Genomic DNA, 16539 nt, shown 5'->3' with positions numbered 1-16539 from the left:
CCCACCTTGGTCTTCCGCGTGGGCACAAGGCATCGCGCCACAGTAGTGATCCTCGTATCGAAGGGCCCACCCGGACATCAAACTTTCGGTTGACCGGGGGTGACCCGGGCCGACTTACGCTGGTCCGGCCATGACTGCTCCCGCTCCCGCCCTTCCCGCGGCTCCGTCCGCTCCCCCGGCCCCCGCCGCGTCCCGCCCGCTCACGCCCGTGTCCAGGGTGCTGCGGCTGTGCCTGCACGCCCTGCTGCTGGGGCTGCTCGTGCTGGCCGCCGGGCGGGCGCTGGCCGACGGCGCGCCCCGGGCCGGCTGGGTGGTCGCCGCCTGCGCGGGGCTCGCCGCCGTGTACGCGGCGGGCGCACGGGCCCCCGTGGTGCACCGCTCGCCGCGCGCCGGGGCGGTGTGGCTGGCGGCGCTGGGCGCGGCCTGGGCGGGCCTGCTGGCGATCTCCCCCGACGGGCTGTGGATCGCCTTTCCGCTGTACTTCCTCGAGCTGCACCTGCTGCGGCTGCGCTGGGGGGTCGCGGCCGTCGCGCTGACCGCCTGCGCGGCCATCGGCGGCTTCCTCGCGCACAGCAGCGCGGCGACTCCCGGCGCCTTCCTCGGGCCTCTGCTGGGCGGCGCCGTGGCGGTGGCGACCGTACTGGGCTACCAGGCGCTGTACCGCGAGAGCGAGCGCCGCCGCGAGCTGATCGAGGAGCTCATCGCCACCCGGGCGGAACTGGCCGCCGCCGAGCGGAGCGCCGGGATCCTCGCCGAACGGGAGCGGCTCGCCCGGGAGATCCACGACACCCTGGCCCAGGGACTGTCCTCCATCCAGCTCCTGCTGCGGGCCGCCGAGCGGACCCTCGCAGAGGGTCCGGCGGGCGCGGCGGGTGATGCCGGCACCGCCGGGGCGGGGTCCGCGGCCGGGGCTCACGCGGCGGCACTGGCGCACATCGCGCAGGCGCGCGAAGCCGCCCAGGAGAACCTCGCCGAGGCCCGCCGGTTCGTCCGCGCCCTGACACCGCCCGACCTGGAGCACGGCTCCCTGCCGGCGGCCCTGCGGCGGCTGTGCGCCGGGGCGCCCTGGCCGCGGGTGCGGTTCTCGCTGAGCGGCACCCCGCGGGTGCTGCCGACCCCGTACGAGGTGGCCCTGCTGCGGATCGCGCAGTCGGCGCTGGCCAACGTGGTGCGCCACGCGCGGGCGAAGCGCGCCGAGATCACGCTGACCTTCATGGACGCCTCGGTGACGCTGGACATCGTGGACGACGGGGTGGGCTTCGACCCCCGCTCCGCGGCCGCCGCCTCCGGGGACGGGGGCTTCGGGCTGCCCGCGATGCGCTCGCGCGCCGAGACCCTGGGCGGGCTGTTCACCGTGGAGTCCGACCCCGGTCAGGGCACCGCCGTGGCCGTGACCCTGCCGCTGCCCCTGGAGGCGTCCTGATGACCATCCGGCTGCTGCTCGCGGACGACCACCCGGTGGTCCGGGCGGGACTGCGCGCGGTGCTGGACACCGAACCGGACTTCGCGGTGGTGGCCGAGGCCGCGACCGCCGAGCGGGCGGTGGAGCTGGCCGCCGCCGAGCCGGTGGACGTGGTCCTGATGGACCTCCAGTTCGGGCCCGGCATGCACGGTTCTCAGGCCACGGCCCTGATCACGGCCCGGCCGGACGCGCCCCGGGTGCTGGTGCTGACCACGTACGACACGGACGCGGACATCCTGGCGGCGGTGGAGGCCGGCGCCTCGGGCTACCTGCTGAAGGACGCTCCGCCGGAGGAGCTGGCGGCGGCGGTGCGGACGGCCGCGGCGGGCCAGTCGGCTCTGGCCCCGGCGGTGGCGCTGCGGCTGATGGACCGGATGCGGACCCCGGCGGAGGCGCTGACGAAGCGGGAGCTGGAGGTGCTCCAGCTGGTCGCGGACGGCCTGTCGAACCAGCAGATCTCCAAGCGGCTCTTCCTCAGCCAGGCCACGGTCAAGTCCCACCTGGTGCACGTCTACGCGAAGCTCGGCGTCGACTCCCGCACCTCGGCGGTGGCCGCGGCCGCCACCCGCCGCCTGATCCGTACACCCTAGGTCACCGTCCGTTCCGCCTACGCCACCCAGTAGGGCCGTTCCACCGCCGGGGCGAGCGGAACCCCGTCGTGGAAGGCCTGCGCGAGGAGCCGGACGCCCTCGTCCAGGCGGTCGGCGGGCAGGGTGTACGGGATCCGGAGCCGGTGCTCGAAGGTGCCCGGGTCCACTCCGAAGCGGGCGCCGCGGCCGATGTGCACCCCGGCCGCCGCGGCCCGTTCGGACAGCGCGGAGCTGACGGGCTCGCCGAGGTCGACCCAGAGCGAGAGCCCGCCCGGCGGGAGCTGCCAGGACCACTCCGGGGTGTGCCGCTCCAGGGAGCGGACCAGGGCCTCGCGCTGGATCCGCAGCTGCGCGAGGCGCGCGGGCAGCGAGCGCTCCAGGCCCTCCGTCAGCGGGAGCGCCACCAGCTGGTCGAGCACCGAGCCGGTCATGTCGGCCGAGACCCGTACCGAGGTCAGCTCGGTGATCATCTTCGCGGTGGCGCGGATCCAGCCCACCCGCAGGCCGCCCCAGTGCGTCTTGCTGAGCGAACCGATGGTGATCACGTGCTCGGCGCCGCCGCGCGGGGCGAGCGAGGCCAGCGGCGGGGGCGCGGGCACGTCCAGCGCGATGTCGGCGATGGTCTCGTCGACCACCAGCCAGGTCCCGGTGGCCCGGGTGGCCGCGAGCAGCCGCAGCCGCTGCTCCGGCGGCATCAGCGCGCCGGTCGGGTTGTGGAAGTCGGGGATCGTGTACGCCAGCCGGGGCACGGTCTGGCGCAGCGTGGACTCGGCGATCTCCATGTCCCAGCCCGCGTCGGAGACGGCCACCGACCCGGTGCGCAGCCGGGCGTGGCGCAGGGCGTCGAGGGCGTTGGCGTAGGTCGGGTTCTCGGTGACGACCCGGTCCCCGGGCCGGCAGAGCAGGCTGACGACGAGCGCGAAGGCCTGCTGGGCCCCGGCCGTGACCAGGATCTGCTCGGGGCGGGTGGGCAGCCCGCGCCGGGTGAACCGCTCGGCGACGGCCGTGCGCAGGTCGGGCAGGCCGAAGGGGTGGTAGCCCGGGTGCCGGGCGAGGCCGGGCAGCCGGGCCGCGGCCCAGGCGAAGGCCTCGGTGAGGCTGCCCTCCGGGGCGCCCATGGCGGCGATGGCGAGGTCGATCCCGGGGTCGCCGTCGGGCCGGCCTCCGGTGCCGCCGCCGAGGATGCGCGAGGAGCCGACCGGCAGGTGCCCGTCGGGGAGTTCGGTCCAGGTGCCGGAGCCGCGGCGGCTGCGGACGTAGCCGCTCTCGCGCAGCAGGTCGTAGGCGCCGGTGACGGTGGCCCGGCTGGCGCCGACCGCCTCGGCGAGCTCGCGTTCGGCGGGCAGCCGTACGTGCAGGGCGATGCGGCCGTCGAGGATCAGCGTGCGCACGGCGTCGGCGAGCGCCCGGTAGCCGGGGCGGGCCAGCACCTCGGCGGGGAGCAGGGCCGCGAGCTGGCGGCTGCCGATCGTTCTGTCCGCAGTCCGGACCACTCGCCCGTTCGCCATGCCAACCTCCCCTGATTGGCTCTGACGGTCAGGCCAATCGAGGACCAGACTCGCCGTATTGGCCCCCGATTGGCAAGGAGAAGCGTGATGCTGACCGACCGCGACGAACGGGCCCTGCTGGCCGCCGCCGAGAACCGGATCGCCGAGCCGCTGCGGATGGGGGCCGCGCTGGCCGCCGTACGTCGCTCCCTGAGGCGGCGTGCCGCGCAGTCCGCGCGGGAGCGAGAATCGGTGGCATGCCAGCCGATTCCCACGCCGCAGCCCACCCCGCGTCCCACGCCGGTTCGCGCGCCGCAGCCCGTGTCACCGCCCCTTCCGGCCCCGGCTCCGGCCCCCCGCTGATCGCGGGCCTGCTGCTGGCGGCGGGCGGTGGCCGCCGCCTGGGCGGGCGGCCCAAGGCCCTGCTGCCCTACCGCGGCCGCCCGCTGGTGGAGAACGCCGTACGGGTGCTGCGCGAGGCGGGCTGCGGTCCCGTGCACGTGGTGCTGGGCGCCTCGGCGGCCGAGGTCCGCGAGCGCGCGGACCTGGCGGGCTGCGTGGTCGTGGACAACCCCGACTGGGCACAGGGGATGGGCTCCTCGCTGCGGGCCGGCCTCGCCTCCCTGGCCGGTACCGGCGCCCGCGCGGCCCTGGTCTCGCTGGTGGACCAGCCGGGCATCGGCCCGGCCGCCGTGGCCCGGGTGCGCGAGGCCTACCGCTCCCCCGCGAGCCTGGTGGCCGCGGCGTACGACGGGGAGCGCGGCCATCCGGTGCTGTTCGGCGCGGACCGGTGGGCGGACATCGCGGAAACGGCCACTGATGACAAAGGTGCGCGTGTCCACCTGACACAGCACGCCGCGGAGCTCACTCTGGTGGAGTGCGCGGATGTGGCCGAACCCTTCGACATCGACGTGCCCGCCGATCTGGCGCGGCTCGAGCGGGAATAGAGTGCGTTCGGGCAGCGCAGGGCGTGACCACTGTGGCACTGAGCGCCATCTCGCGGGCAAAATCTGTCGACCAAGAGAATCTCGACATCAACAAACCATTGAACTTCCACCATGAGGAAATTACTATCCACTGGTCAGAAGCGCCCTGAACCCCCAGACGGCGCCCGCGACCGTATTTGGAACTCTCCACACTCGACGGCACTCCGTGCCGTCCGCGCGCGAGCATTCCCCCGCGGCCGCCAGGCACCGCCGCTGCAAGGAGTGACAGATATGTCCGCACCAGCGCCGTCATCGCTGGCCATCGTCGATGCCGAACCCCTGCCCCGACAGGACGAGGTCCTCACGGAAGCGGCGCTGGCCTTCGTCGCCGAGCTCCACGCGCGGTTCGCCCCGCGCCGGGCCGAGCTCCTCGCCCGCCGCGGCGAGCGGCGCGCCGAGATCGCCCGCACCTCCACGCTCGACTTCCTCCCGGAGACCGCACAGATCCGCGAGGGCGACTGGAAGGTCGCGCCGGCCCCGGCCGCGCTGAACGACCGCCGCGTGGAGATCACCGGTCCGACCGACCGGAAGATGACCATCAACGCCCTGAACTCGGGCGCCCGGGTCTGGCTCGCCGACTTCGAGGACGCTTCGGCCCCCACGTGGGAGAACGTCGTCCTCGGCCAGCTCAACCTGATCGACGCCTACGAGCGCCGCATCGACTTCACCGACGCCCGCACCGGCAAGGCGTACGCGCTGAAGCCCGCCGAGCAGCTCGCCACCGTCGTGATGCGGCCGCGCGGCTGGCACCTCGAAGAGCGCCACCTCGAGTTCGAGGGCGGCCCGGCCTCCGGCTCGCTCGTCGACTTCGGCCTGTACTTCTTCCACAACGCGAAGCGGCTGATCGACCTCGGCAAGGGCCCGTACTTCTACCTGCCTAAGACGGAGTCGCACCTGGAGGCGCGCCTCTGGAACGAGATCTTCGTCTTCGCCCAGGACTACGTCGGCATCCCGCAGGGCACCGTCCGCGCGACCGTCCTGATCGAGACGATCACCGCCGCGTACGAGATGGAAGAGATCCTCTTCGAGCTCAAGGACCACGCCGCGGGCCTGAACGCCGGCCGCTGGGACTACCTCTTCTCCATCGTCAAGAACTTCCGTGACGGCGGCGAGAAGTTCGTCCTGCCGGACCGCAACGCGGTGACGATGACCGCCCCGTTCATGCGGGCGTACACCGAACTCCTGGTCCGCACCTGCCACAAGCGCGGCGCGCACGCCATCGGCGGCATGGCCGCCTTCATCCCGTCCCGCAAGGACGCCGAGGCCAACAAGATCGCCTTCGAGAAGGTCAAGGCCGACAAGGACCGCGAGGCCGGCGACGGCTTCGACGGCTCCTGGGTCGCCCACCCCGACCTGGTCCCGATCGCGATGGCCTCCTTCGACGCGGTGCTCGGCGACAAACCGAACCAGAAGGAGCGGCTGCGCGAGGACGTCTCGGTGGCCCCGGGCGAGCTCATCGCGATCGACTCGCTGGACGCCAGGCCCACCTACGACGGCCTGCGCAACGCCGTCCAGGTCGGCATCCGGTACATCGAGGCCTGGCTCCGCGGCCACGGCGCCGTCGGCATCTTCGGCCTGATGGAGGACGCGGCCACCGCCGAGATCTCGCGCTCGCAGATCTGGCAGTGGATCAACGCCGGCGTCGTCTTCGAGAACGGCCTGACGGCCACCGCCGAGCTGACCCGCACCATCGCGGCCGAGGAACTGACCGCGCTGCGCGCCGAGCTCGGCGACGAGGCCTTCGCGGCCGGGAAGTGGCAGCAGGCCCACGACCTCCTGCTCCAGGTCTCCCTGGACGCCGACTACGCGGACTTCCTCACCCTCCCCGCATACGACCAGCTGGTCGGCTGAACGACTGAATTCGGCTGAAACGCACAGCAGCCGAACGCAGCCGCCTCCGCCCCCGTCGCCTCCACGGCGCCGGGGGCGGAGGCGTTCTCCGGGGCGTTCTCCGGGGCGCTTTACGGGGCGCTTCACGGGGCGCCGTCCGGACCCCGGAGCCGAACGACCGGTCGGTCGTTACTCGTTCGTAACGTGACCGTACCTAGCGGTAACAAGTGGGGCCGTGTCACCTTTCCGATGCCACCGGCCGGCGGTAACCCCCACTTCCCCAGCCATGCGCCGGAGTTGTTCCCGGATCCCGCATGGCCGACCGCAGGAGTTCCGCAGTGATCGGATTCCGCACCGTCAGCAAGGACCGGGCCGGCAGTCGTGTGCGACGACTGGCCGGAGCCGGAATGGTTCTGCCGCTCGCCGTCGGCGCACTGATGGCCGCCGGAGCCGGCACCTCCGCCGCCAGCCCCGGCACCGGGCCCACCGCCGTCGTCTCCATGGGCGACAGCTACATCTCCGGGGAGGCCGGCCGCTGGAAGGGCAACAGCCTGACCAACAGCGGGAACCGGACCGGGACCGACCGGGGCTGGGTCAGCGGCAGCACCTACGATCCCGGCAAGGTCTACGGGACCACCGCGGGCGGCTGCCACCGCTCCGACTCCGCCGAGGTGCGCAGCGCCGGACCGATCGCGGACGTGGCGGTCAACCTGGCCTGCTCCGGGGCCACGTCGGCGAACGTGTTCCGCGCCTCCAACGGCGGGGTGGCCTTCAAGGGAGAGGCCCCGCAGGCCGATCAGCTCGCCGCGGTGGCCGCGAGCCACGACGTCAAGGTCATCGCCCTGTCCATCGGCGGCAACGACCTCGGCTTCGCCGACATCATCAAGGACTGCGCGTACGACTTCATCATCTGGAACTCGTACTGCTACGACGACCAGCAGTACGGCGTCGACCAGAAGATCGACGCCGTGATGGCCTCGGTCGGCAAGTCCGTGGACGAGATCCGGGCCGTGATGCGCGCCGCCGGGTACGCCGATTCCTCCTACCGGATCGTGCTGCAGTCCTACCCGTCGCCGATCCCGCGCGGCGCGGAGAACCGGTACACGCAGAGCGACTGGAGCCGCCTCAACACCGGCGGGTGCCCCTTCTGGAACCGGGACTCGGACTGGGCGCGGGACTCGCTCGTCCCGCAGATCGCGAACCGCATCAAGGGCGTCGCCGCCGCCAAGGGCGTGCAGTTCCTGGACCTGCGGGACATGCTCCAGGGGCGCGAGGTGTGTGCCAAGGCGAGCAAGCACGTGACCTCGTCCGCGCCCGCCTCGGCGAAGACGAGCGAGTGGGCGCGCTGGATCGACAACAACGAGTCGCAGGGCCTGATCCAGGAGTCCATGCACCCGAACTACTTCGGCCAGCTGGCCGCGGGGCGCTGCCTGGCCCTGGTCGTGGCGCAGCCCGCCACGTCCGGCTTCGGCTGCAAGAACACCGCGGGCGCCGACCAAACCGGCATGTTCCTGACGCCTGCGCCCTAGGACCGGAGCGTCTCCCGCGTACGGGGGGCGCGCCGGCGTACCCGGCCCTGCCGGCGGGCAGGGCCGGGTACGTGTACGTGTACGTGTTGTCTACGGGTCAGGGGCCGCCGCTCAGCACCGACAGGATGTTGCCCGCCGGGTCCCTGAACCACGCGATGGTGGGCATGCCCTCGTCGCCGTGCACGATGCCCTTGGCGTCCGCCTCGAAGCCTTCGTACCGCTCGAACGCGACGCCACGGGCGGTGAGCTCGTCGACGGCCCGTTCGACGTCGTCCACGGGGAAGTTCAAGATCGTGTACGTCGCGGGCCGGTGGTCCTCCTTCGGGTAGACCAGGACCGTCGCGCCACCCACGAGGTCCAGGCGGAGCAGGCCCATCGTGTCGTCCTGCGAGACGCTCAGTCCGAGGGTCGTGCCGTAGAACTCCTTGGCCCGCTCCAGGTCGTCGACCGCGAATCCGCTGAATGCCCTGTTGTTTTCGAACATGGCTGTTCCTTCGGTCCGGGGCACCCCGCTTCCCATGGTCCCCCCCAGGACGGCCGGGCGTCGATTCCAAGCGGCCCGGGCCCCGGGAAAACCTGGTGATCGCCGTGCGGGGTGGTGGCATCCTCGGGCACATGGCAGCCCGCACCGCACGTCCCAGCCTGTACATCTCCGTCGACATCGAGGCCGACGGACCCATTCCCGGCCCGTATTCGATGATCAGCTTCGGGGCCGCGGTCGCGGGCCGGCAGGACGGGGCTTCGTATACGGCCGCCGACCCCGAACAGCTCACCTTCTACCGGGAGTTGCGCCCGATCAGCGAGGAGTTCGTGCCCGGGGCGCTGGCCGTGAGCGGGCTGGACCGCGACCGGCTGGTGCGGGAGGGCGCCGATCCGGCGGTGGCCATGGCCGAGTTCCGGGCCTGGGTACGGGAGGTGTCCGCGGGGGCGCAGCCGGTGATGTGCGGCTATCCGGCGTCCTTCGACTGGACGTTCCTGTACTGGTACCTGATCCGCTTCGGCGCGGACAGCCCCTTCGGCCACTCCGGCTGCCTGGACATGAAGACGCTCTACGCGACGAAGGCGCGGGTGCCGCTGCGCGCCGCCGTGAAGGGCCGGATGCCGCGCGCCCTGCTGTCACGGCGCCCCCACACGCACCACGCCCTGGACGACGCGATCGAACAGGCCGAGCTGATGAGCAACCTGATGCTGTGGACTCCCCCGGCGCCCGTGCCGGTACCGGAGCCGGGCGCCGGGCGCTCGCCGCGCATCACGCACCTCTCGTGGGGCCGGATCGAGGCCGAAGGGCTCGCCCCCGGCAAGGACTTCAGGCTCCACCCGGGCGGTGGCCGCCCCTGGGACTGGTCCGAGCACGGCACGCGGCACGAGCCCGGCATCCGGCCGCAGGAGGTGGCCGGGTTCCTCGGCATGGGGGTGACGGCGGTGGTGCTGAGCCAGGGCATGGAGCAGCGCCTGGGGATCGCCCCGCAGACGCTGGAGGTGCTGCGGGAGGCCGGGGTCGAGGCGCACGTGGCGCCGACGCCCGAGGCCGTGGAGGTCTACAACCGGCTGGCCGCCACCGAGCGGGTCGCCGGTCTCTTCCACTCGACCTGCTGACCGGAGGGGACGCCAACGGCGGCGCGCACGCCACACCCGCAGTGGGTGGCGTGCGCGCCGCCGTGGCGCGTCCGGTCCGGGGGGCCGGGCGTCAGTGGGCCGGCACCGGGTCAGCCGCGGCCCCCGAGGCCGCGCCCTTCCTGGCGCCGAGGTGGTTGAAGGCCAGGTTGAGCAGGATCGCCACCACGCAGCCGGTGCTGATGCCGGAGTCGAGGACGACGAGCAGGTCCTTCGGGAAGGCGTGGTAGAACTGCGGCGCGGCGATCGGGATCAGGCCGATGCCGACCGAGGCGGCGACGATCAGGGCGTTCTCGCCCTTCTCCATGGCCGCCCCTGCCAGGGCCTGGATGCCGCTCGCCGCGACCGAGCCGAAGAGCACGATGCCGGCGCCGCCCAGGACCGGCAGCGGGACCACGCCGATGACGGAGGCGGCCATCGGGCACAGGCCGAGCAGGATCAGGATGCCGCCGCCCGCGGCGACCACGAACCGGCTGCGGACCTTGGTCATGGCGACCAGCCCGATGTTCTGGGCGAAGGCGCTGCACATGAAGCCGTTGAAGAGCGGGCTGATGGCGCTGCCCAGGGTGTCGGCGCGCAGGCCCCCCTCGATGGTCTTCGCGTCCGCCGGGCGGCCGACGATCTTGCCCAGGGCCAGGATGTCGGCGGTGGACTCGGTCATGCAGACGAGCATGACGATGCACATCGAGATGATCGCCGCGACCTGGAACTGCGGGGCACCGAAGTGGAACGGGGTGGGGAAGCCGATCAGCGAGGCGTTCTTGACGGCGTCGAAGCTGGTCATGCCGAGCGGCAGGGCGATCAGCGTGCCCGCGACCAGGCCCAGCAGGATGGATATCTGCTGGAGGAAGCCGCGCAGGAACTTGCGCATCAGCAGGACGATGACCAGGGTGGCGGCGGCCATGCCGATGTTCTTCATGGAGCCGTAGTCGGCGGCGGTGCTGTTCCCGCCCTGCGACCAGTTGAAGGCGACGGGCAGGAGCGAGACGCCGATCAGGGTGATGACCGTGCCCGTCACGACCGGCGGGAAGAAGCGGACGAGTTTGCCGAAGTAGGGGGCGGCGAAGAAGCCGATGGCTCCGGCGACGATGATCGCGCCGAAGATGACGGGGATGGCGTCGTCCCCCTCTCCCTTGCCGATCGCGATCATCGGCGTCACACCGGCGAAGGACACGCCGTTGACGAAGGGGAGTTTGGCGCCGATCTTCCAGAACCCGAGGGTCTGGAGGAGGGTCGCGAGGCCCGCCGTGAAGAGCGAGGCCCCCATCAGGAAGGCGGTCTCGGTGGCCGACAGGCCGACGGCCGGCCCGACGATCATGGGTGGGGCGACGACACCCGCGTACATGGCGGCCACGTGCTGGAGACCGCTGGTGAACATCTTCAGCGGTGGCAGGGTCTCGTCGACCGGGTGCTTCTCCCCGGAGACCTGCGGTACTGCGACTGCGTCTTTGCGAAACCTGGGCGACTGGGCCACGGCTTCCTCCGGTCGGGTAACACGTCGGCAGGGACGTGGGTGTCATGGAGGTGGTGCGAAAGCGGTGCGAGTCGAGCTGTATGGAGTTGTGGGTGCTGCGCGTACGTGTCCCAAGGGGTGCAGAAACGATTCGCCCAAACCGTTCCGCGATCGTCTTCGCGCATGGCGAAGCCAGTGGCACGAGTCACCGCCCCCGGGGGCGCCTTCGGATGTCCTCAGGCGCTTCCCGGGAACGGCTGCCGCGGACCCCGCTCGGGTCCGCGGCCCGCCGGCCGGGGGCCGTCCCCCCCGGCCGGACTCTTGCGGACACCCCCCAGCGCCGGCCGGGGGGAGGTTCAGGCCTGCGCGGAGATCCGCGCGAGGCGCTGGGCCTCTTCGCGCGTGGACACCGCGATGGCGTCCTCGTCGGCGAAGAGCAGTCGGTTGTTCTCGACGATCTGCTTGCCGTTGACGAACGAAGCCGTCACCGGGGCGGCCGCACCGAAGACCAGCGCGGTGACCGGGTCGGCGATCGAGGAGTGCAGGAACGTGCTCAGGTTCCACATCACGAAGTCGGCGCACTTGCCGGCCTCGAGCGAGCCGATGTTGTCGGCACGGCCGAGGACCTGGGCGCCACCGTACGTACCCAGGCGCAGGGCCTGGCGCGCGTTCAGGGCGCGCTCGCGGTGGACCGTGTTCAGGCGGTTGATCAGCAGCGCGTTGCGCAGCTCGGTGTGCAGCTCACCGGACTCGTTGGAGGCGGTGCCGTCCACGCCGAGGCCGACCGGGACACCGGCGGCGAGCATGTCCGGGACGCGGGCGATGCCGGCGGCCAGACGGGCGTTGGAGGACGGGCAGTGCGCGACACCGGTCTTGGTGCGGGCGAACGCGGCGATGTCGGAGTCGTTCATGTGGACGCTGTGCGCCATCCACACGTCCTCGCCGAGCCAGCCGGTCGACTCGAAGTAGTCGGTCGGGCCCATGCCGAACAGTTCCTTGCAGAACTGCTCTTCCTCGACGGTCTCGGAGCCGTGCGTGTGCATGCGCACACCCAGGCGGCGGGCCAGCTCGGCGCCCTGCTTCAGCAGCTCGGTGGAGACCGAGAAGGGGGAGCAGGGGGCGACGGCGACCTGCGTCATCGAGTCGAAGGAGGCGTCGTGGTGCTTCTTGACGGTCGCCTCGGTGTCGGCGAGCGCACCCTCGAGGGTCTCGACGGCGTGGTCCGGCGGCAGGCCGCCGTCCTTCTCGCTGCGGTCCATCGAGCCGCGGGCGAGGGTGAACCGTACGCCCATCTCGGAGGCGGCGCGGATGATCGAGCCGGAGAGGTCGCCGGAGCCCTTGGGGAAGACGTAGTGGTGGTCCATGGCGGTGGTGACGCCGCCCTTGGCCATCGCGGCGAGGGAGCCCTGCGCGGCCGTGTACGTCATCTGCTCGTCGATGCGCGCCCACGTCGGGTACAGCGCGACGAGCCAGTTGAAGAGGTTGTGGTCGGTGGCCAGACCACGCGTGATCCACTGGTAGAAGTGGTGGTGCGTGTTGACCAGGCCGGGGGTGACGAGGTGACCCGTGCCGTCGATGCGGCGGACCACGTTCTCGAGGTTCTCGGGGGCTTTGCCCGCACCGATCGACTCGATCTTGTTGCCGGCGACGACCACGTGGCCCGAGGCGTACTCGGTGTCGTTCGCGTCAACGGTCGCGATCGCACAGTTCTCGATGACGATGCGCTCGACCGCGCTGTCAAGGGCTGCCGATGCTGCCATGGGACTTCCTCGTGCTTTCAGTGGCGGTGCGGGCACGGCAAGGCCCAGGAGATTTGAGTGCCGGAGCCGGGGGCCTTGGACAGCTGACAGTACTGCCGCCCCGAGTGATGCGTCCGGGTGCCGATTCAGGAAGCTGAAGGTGTGTCGCGGTCCCGGGGCCACTGCGGAGCCCCGGGACGCGCGTGCCGCGTCAGAGGTTGGTCATGTCCACGGGGATACGGGCGTCAACGCCGTCCCGGAGAACAGTGGCCTCGATCAGACCGTACGGGCGGTCCGCGGCGAAGTAGACCTCGTTGTCGTTCTTGAGGCCGAACGGCTCAAGGTCGACGAGGAAGTGGTGCTTGTTCGGGAGCGAGAAGCGGACCTCGTCGATCTCCGAACGGTGGTTGATGATGCGCGAACCCATCTGGTACAGGGTCTGCTGCAGCGACAGGGAGTAGGTCTCCGCGAAGGCCTGGAGCATGTGCTTCCTGGTCTCGGCGTAGGACTTCTCCCAGTTGGGCATCCGCTGCTCGTCGTCCGACCAGTTGAAGCGCCAGCGAGCCGACACCTGGGTGGCCAGGATGCGGTCGTAGGCCTCCTTCAGCGTCGTGTACTTGTCCTTCACGTAACCCCAGAACTCGGAGTTCGTGGAGTTCATGACGACCAGGTCCTTGAGGCCGGAGATGACCTCCCAGTTCGTGCCGTCGTACGTGATCTGGGTGACGCGGGTCTCCATGCCCTGGCGGACGAAGGAGTGGTTCACCTCGTCGGAGCCGATGAACTTGGAGTTGGCGTCCGAGGTGGCGATCCGGTCCCAGGAGTACTCCTCGATCCGGATGCGCGCCTTCTGGATCGGCTCCTGGCTGTTCACGAACCAGCGCGCCAGGTGGATGCCGAACTGCTCGGCGGACTCGATGCCGTACTCCTTGGCGAACGCGTACACCGTGTTCTTGGTGGTGTCCGTCGGCAGGACGTTGGCGTTCGAGCCGGAGTAGTGGACGTCGTCCATGTCGCCGGAGAGGGCGACCGAGACGTTCAGGTCCTTGATGTGGTGGGTGTCGCCGTCCCGCGTGATCTTGACGACGCGGTTCTCTGCCTTGCCGTACTGGTTCTGGCCCAGAATCGTGGCCATGCTAGCTCCCTCGGTAAACGGAGTAGCCGAACGGGTTGAGCAGCAGCGGTACGTGGTAGTGCTCGCCCGGGTTCACCGCGAAGGTGATGGTGACCTCGGGGAAGAACGCACCGCTGTCCCTTACGCGGGGGGCGTCCTGCTGCGCCTCGGCTTGCTTCTTACTGAAGTACGTCTCGGTCTCGAAGTCGAGACGCACGTGGGTGGTGCCCTCCGGCAGCGCCGGCAGGTCCTTGCAACGCCCGTCGGCGTCGGTGGCGGAGCCGCCCAGGGCCGCCCACTCGCCGCCCGGCCCGGTACGGGCCGACAGGGAGATGGCGACGCCCTCGGCGGGCTTGCCGATGCTGGTGTCCAGGATGTGCGTGGACACGGAACTCATCGGCGATGCCGCGGTCTCGGTGCTCATGGTCACTCTCCTTCTTCTGCGAGTTCGGCGAGGCGGGTCAGCCGGATGTTGTTGATCTTGACGAGCTCACCGCGGGCGATCTCTCGCTCCTGCTCCGGCGAGTTGTCGATCCGGACCTTGACCGCGTCCCGCATGAACGCACCGGTCGCACCGGTGGCGCAGATGAGGAAGACATGGCCGAACTTCTCCTGGTACGCCAGGTTCAGTTCGAGGAGCTCGGTCTTGAGCTCCTCCGAGGCACCGGCCATGCCACGCTGCTCGCGGGCGGAGGTCGGGTCCCCCGGCTTCGGCCGGCCGATCGGCGCGTGGCCTCCCATCGCCTCGCCCAGGTCCGCCGCGGTGAGCTCCGCCATGGCGGAGGCGTTGGCGGCGAACAGGGAATCGGCGCTGGCGAAGGGGCGCTGGGCGAGCAGTTTGCCCACCCATGCCGAGCTGGCGCACACCTCGTGCAGCTCGGCCGCGGCCGCGCTGTCGTCCAAGGCGTTGAACCGGGTGAGACCCGGGGTCGGACTCGAAGTCACGGTAGGCCTCCGTGGCCTGTTGTTGCTTTGACGGGCTGCGCATAGCTAACGCCCTCGACAACACGGCGTCAACACTTTGTTGAAACTTCGCGTACACAAAAGCCGCCGCCCGGATGAATTGGGCGGCGGCTCGTCACTGTAGGTCAGACTGCGTTCACGCTTGGCTTCACTCTTGGGCTGTCTTGTTCGGATTTTCCCGGTTCAGATAGTTGTAAACCGTGAAGCGGCTTACGCCCAGGGCCGCCGCGACCGTTTCCACGCCGTGCCGCACGGAGAAGGCGCCGCGCGCCTCCAGTATCCGCACGACATCCTGCTTGGCCTTCCGGTCGAGCTGGGACAACGGTACGCCGTGCCGGCGCTCCAGCGCGGCCAGGATGTGGTCCAGCGAATCCGAGAGCTGGGGCAGGCGCACGGCCAGCAGGTCCCGCCCCTCCCAGCTGAGCACGACGTCGTCGGGCTGGGCCAGGGCCGGATCCATCAGCTCGCCGCCCATCGCGTCCACCAGCGGCTTGACCGCGGTGACGAACGGGTGGTCGCGGGGCTCGGTCATGGCGTGTCCTCCCCGAGCACATTGACCTGGAGCGAGACCCGCGTCGCTCCGGCCTCCAGGGAATCGCGCAGCAGCGCGCCCACCGCGTCCAGCACCCGGTCGGCCTCGCCTTCCGCGGTATTGCCGAAGGGGCCGACGTCCACCGCGTCCAGCCGGGCCTTCTGGATGACCTCGCGAGCGGCCACGGCATGGGCAGGGGCCTCTTCGAGATCGAAGGGCTCGGTCGTGAACTCCACTCTCAATCGCACGCTCGCCAAGCTACCTGGCACTCGGGACTTTTCGGGAGCCCGTACTTGACAGCCGCGCGAACCTCCATGCAGTCTTCCATCAAGCAGAAACTAACTTCCGCAATACGGAAGGAGCGCACACCCCTCATGGGATACACGGACCAGCGCTTCGATGTAAACCTGTCGATCCTCTTCACGGAACTCCCGCTTCTGGAGCGTCCCGCGGCTGCCGCCGCGGCGGGCTTCACGGCGGTCGAGCTGTGGTGGCCCTGGATCGAGACCCCCACCCCCGCACAGGCGGAGCTCGACGCCCTCAAGAAGGCTCTTGAGGACGCCGGTACCCAGCTGGTGGGCCTGAACTTCTACGCCGGCCAGCTGCCGGGCCCGGACCGCGGTGCGGTATCGGTGCCCGGTGAGGAGTCGGAGCGCTTCAACGCCAACATCAACGTGGCCGCCGACTTCGCGGCCTCGGTCGGCTGCAAGGCGCTGAACGCCCTCTACGGCAACCGCGTCGAAGGCGTGGACCCGGCCGTACAGGACGAGCTCGCGCTGAAGAACCTGGCCGTGGCGGCCCAGGCCGCCGACCGCGTCGGCGCGATCCTCCTGATCGAGACCCTCAACAAGCCCGAGTCGCCGCTCTACCCCCTGGTGAGCGCCCCGGCCGGCATCGAGGTGGTGGACAAGGTCAACGAGGCCACCGGCCTCGGGAACGCCAAGTTCCTTCTCGACCTGTACCACCTGGCGATGAACGACGAGGACCTCTCCGAGGTCATCGAAAAGTACGCCGCCAAGACCGGGCACGTCCAGATCGCCGACAAGCCCGGCCGGGGTGCCCCCGGCACCGGTGAGCTGCCCCTCGAGGAGCTGCTCGACCAGCTGAAGAAGGCCGGATACGAGGGCTACGTAGGCCTGGAGTACAAGGCCGCCGACGCCGCCGCCTCCTTCGCGTGGCTGCCCGCCGAGGCCCGCGCCGCCCAGTAGGCGGACAAAGTCCGGGCGATCAGCCAGGCACC

Annotated in this window: 16 protein-coding genes; 7 read left to right on the top strand and 9 right to left on the bottom strand. The window is 70.9% G+C overall.

Features of this window, described 5'->3' with window-relative positions; genetic code table 11:
* Positions 1-130 precede the first annotated feature (130 nt).
* Complete coding sequence (locus ACTVZO_RS31910) at positions 131-1423, top strand: sensor histidine kinase (protein WP_443301620.1); 1293 nt, start codon at positions 131-133, stop codon at positions 1421-1423.
* Positions 1423-2052 carry a response regulator gene (locus tag ACTVZO_RS31905; protein WP_443301619.1) on the top strand — a complete coding sequence of 210 codons (630 nt, stop codon included), beginning with the start codon at positions 1423-1425 and terminating at the stop codon, positions 2050-2052. Before ACTVZO_RS31910 ends, ACTVZO_RS31905 begins: the two co-directional genes overlap by 1 nt.
* A 17-nt stretch (positions 2053-2069) precedes the next feature.
* Here the strand turns inward: ACTVZO_RS31905 and yczR are convergent, their stop codons facing one another.
* The gene (gene yczR, locus ACTVZO_RS31900) at positions 2070-3560 is read right to left on the bottom strand and encodes a MocR-like transcription factor YczR (protein ID WP_443301618.1); all 1491 of its coding nucleotides are present in this window, start codon (positions 3558-3560) and stop codon (positions 2070-2072) included.
* A 338-nt stretch (positions 3561-3898) separates the two neighbouring features.
* Here yczR and ACTVZO_RS31895 point away from each other — a divergent pair, with 338 nt between their 5' ends.
* The 3 genes from ACTVZO_RS31895 (at position 3899) to ACTVZO_RS31885 (ending at position 7884) form a co-directional block, all read left to right on the top strand.
* The gene (locus ACTVZO_RS31895; protein WP_443303330.1) at positions 3899-4486 is read left to right on the top strand and encodes a nucleotidyltransferase family protein; all 588 of its coding nucleotides are present in this window, start codon (positions 3899-3901) and stop codon (positions 4484-4486) included.
* Positions 4487-4756: 270 nt separating this feature from the next.
* Positions 4757-6376 (top strand): malate synthase A, encoded by a 1620-nt coding sequence (gene aceB, locus ACTVZO_RS31890; RefSeq protein ID WP_443301617.1) that lies wholly within the window; start codon positions 4757-4759, stop codon positions 6374-6376.
* Between the two features lie 317 nt (positions 6377-6693).
* Positions 6694-7884, top strand: a complete 1191-nt coding sequence (locus ACTVZO_RS31885) for a GDSL-type esterase/lipase family protein (protein WP_443301616.1) — start codon at positions 6694-6696, stop codon at positions 7882-7884.
* A gap of 97 nt (positions 7885-7981) precedes the next feature.
* On the opposite strand, the gene ACTVZO_RS31880 is transcribed toward ACTVZO_RS31885, so the two are convergent.
* The gene (locus tag ACTVZO_RS31880) at positions 7982-8368 is read right to left on the bottom strand and encodes a VOC family protein (RefSeq protein WP_443301615.1); all 387 of its coding nucleotides are present in this window, start codon (positions 8366-8368) and stop codon (positions 7982-7984) included.
* Between the two features lie 131 nt (positions 8369-8499).
* On the opposite strand from ACTVZO_RS31880, the gene ACTVZO_RS31875 reads away from it, so the two are divergent.
* Entirely contained in the window at positions 8500-9480 is a 981-nt protein-coding gene (locus ACTVZO_RS31875; protein ID WP_443301614.1) for an MTH938/NDUFAF3 family protein, read from the top strand.
* A gap of 91 nt (positions 9481-9571) precedes the next feature.
* Here the strand turns inward: ACTVZO_RS31875 and ACTVZO_RS31870 are convergent, their stop codons facing one another.
* The 7 genes from ACTVZO_RS31870 to ACTVZO_RS31840 form a co-directional block, all read right to left on the bottom strand.
* A complete protein-coding gene (locus ACTVZO_RS31870) occupies positions 9572-10972 on the bottom strand; it encodes a nucleobase:cation symporter-2 family protein (protein ID WP_443301613.1) in 1401 nt (466 codons plus the stop codon).
* 335 nt (positions 10973-11307) lie between these two features.
* Positions 11308-12711, bottom strand: a complete 1404-nt coding sequence (locus ACTVZO_RS31865) for an 8-oxoguanine deaminase (RefSeq protein WP_443301612.1) — start codon at positions 12709-12711, stop codon at positions 11308-11310.
* Between the two features lie 190 nt (positions 12712-12901).
* A complete protein-coding gene (gene pucL, locus ACTVZO_RS31860; RefSeq protein ID WP_443301611.1) occupies positions 12902-13825 on the bottom strand; it encodes a factor-independent urate hydroxylase in 924 nt (307 codons plus the stop codon).
* A gap of 1 nt (position 13826) precedes the next feature.
* Positions 13827-14228: a hydroxyisourate hydrolase gene (gene uraH, locus ACTVZO_RS31855; RefSeq protein ID WP_443301610.1), complete on the bottom strand. Its 402-nt coding sequence runs from the start codon at positions 14226-14228 to the stop codon at positions 13827-13829.
* 2 nt (positions 14229-14230) lie between these two features.
* The gene (gene uraD, locus ACTVZO_RS31850; protein WP_443301609.1) at positions 14231-14749 is read right to left on the bottom strand and encodes a 2-oxo-4-hydroxy-4-carboxy-5-ureidoimidazoline decarboxylase; all 519 of its coding nucleotides are present in this window, start codon (positions 14747-14749) and stop codon (positions 14231-14233) included.
* A gap of 166 nt (positions 14750-14915) precedes the next feature.
* A complete protein-coding gene (locus ACTVZO_RS31845) occupies positions 14916-15299 on the bottom strand; it encodes a helix-turn-helix domain-containing protein (protein WP_443301608.1) in 384 nt (127 codons plus the stop codon).
* The gene (locus tag ACTVZO_RS31840) at positions 15296-15547 is read right to left on the bottom strand and encodes a thiamine-binding protein (protein WP_443301607.1); all 252 of its coding nucleotides are present in this window, start codon (positions 15545-15547) and stop codon (positions 15296-15298) included. The genes ACTVZO_RS31845 and ACTVZO_RS31840 overlap by 4 nt, the downstream gene beginning before the upstream one ends.
* A 126-nt stretch (positions 15548-15673) precedes the next feature.
* Between ACTVZO_RS31840 and ACTVZO_RS31835 the strand changes: the two genes are divergently transcribed.
* A complete protein-coding gene (locus ACTVZO_RS31835) occupies positions 15674-16507 on the top strand; it encodes a TIM barrel protein (RefSeq protein ID WP_443301606.1) in 834 nt (277 codons plus the stop codon).
* Positions 16508-16539 lie beyond the last annotated feature (32 nt).

Source organism: Streptomyces sp. IBSNAI002, assembly GCF_052244475.1.
Lineage (GTDB): Bacteria > Actinomycetota > Actinomycetes > Streptomycetales > Streptomycetaceae > Streptomyces.
This window is presented reverse-complemented; position numbering and strand designations above follow the sequence as displayed.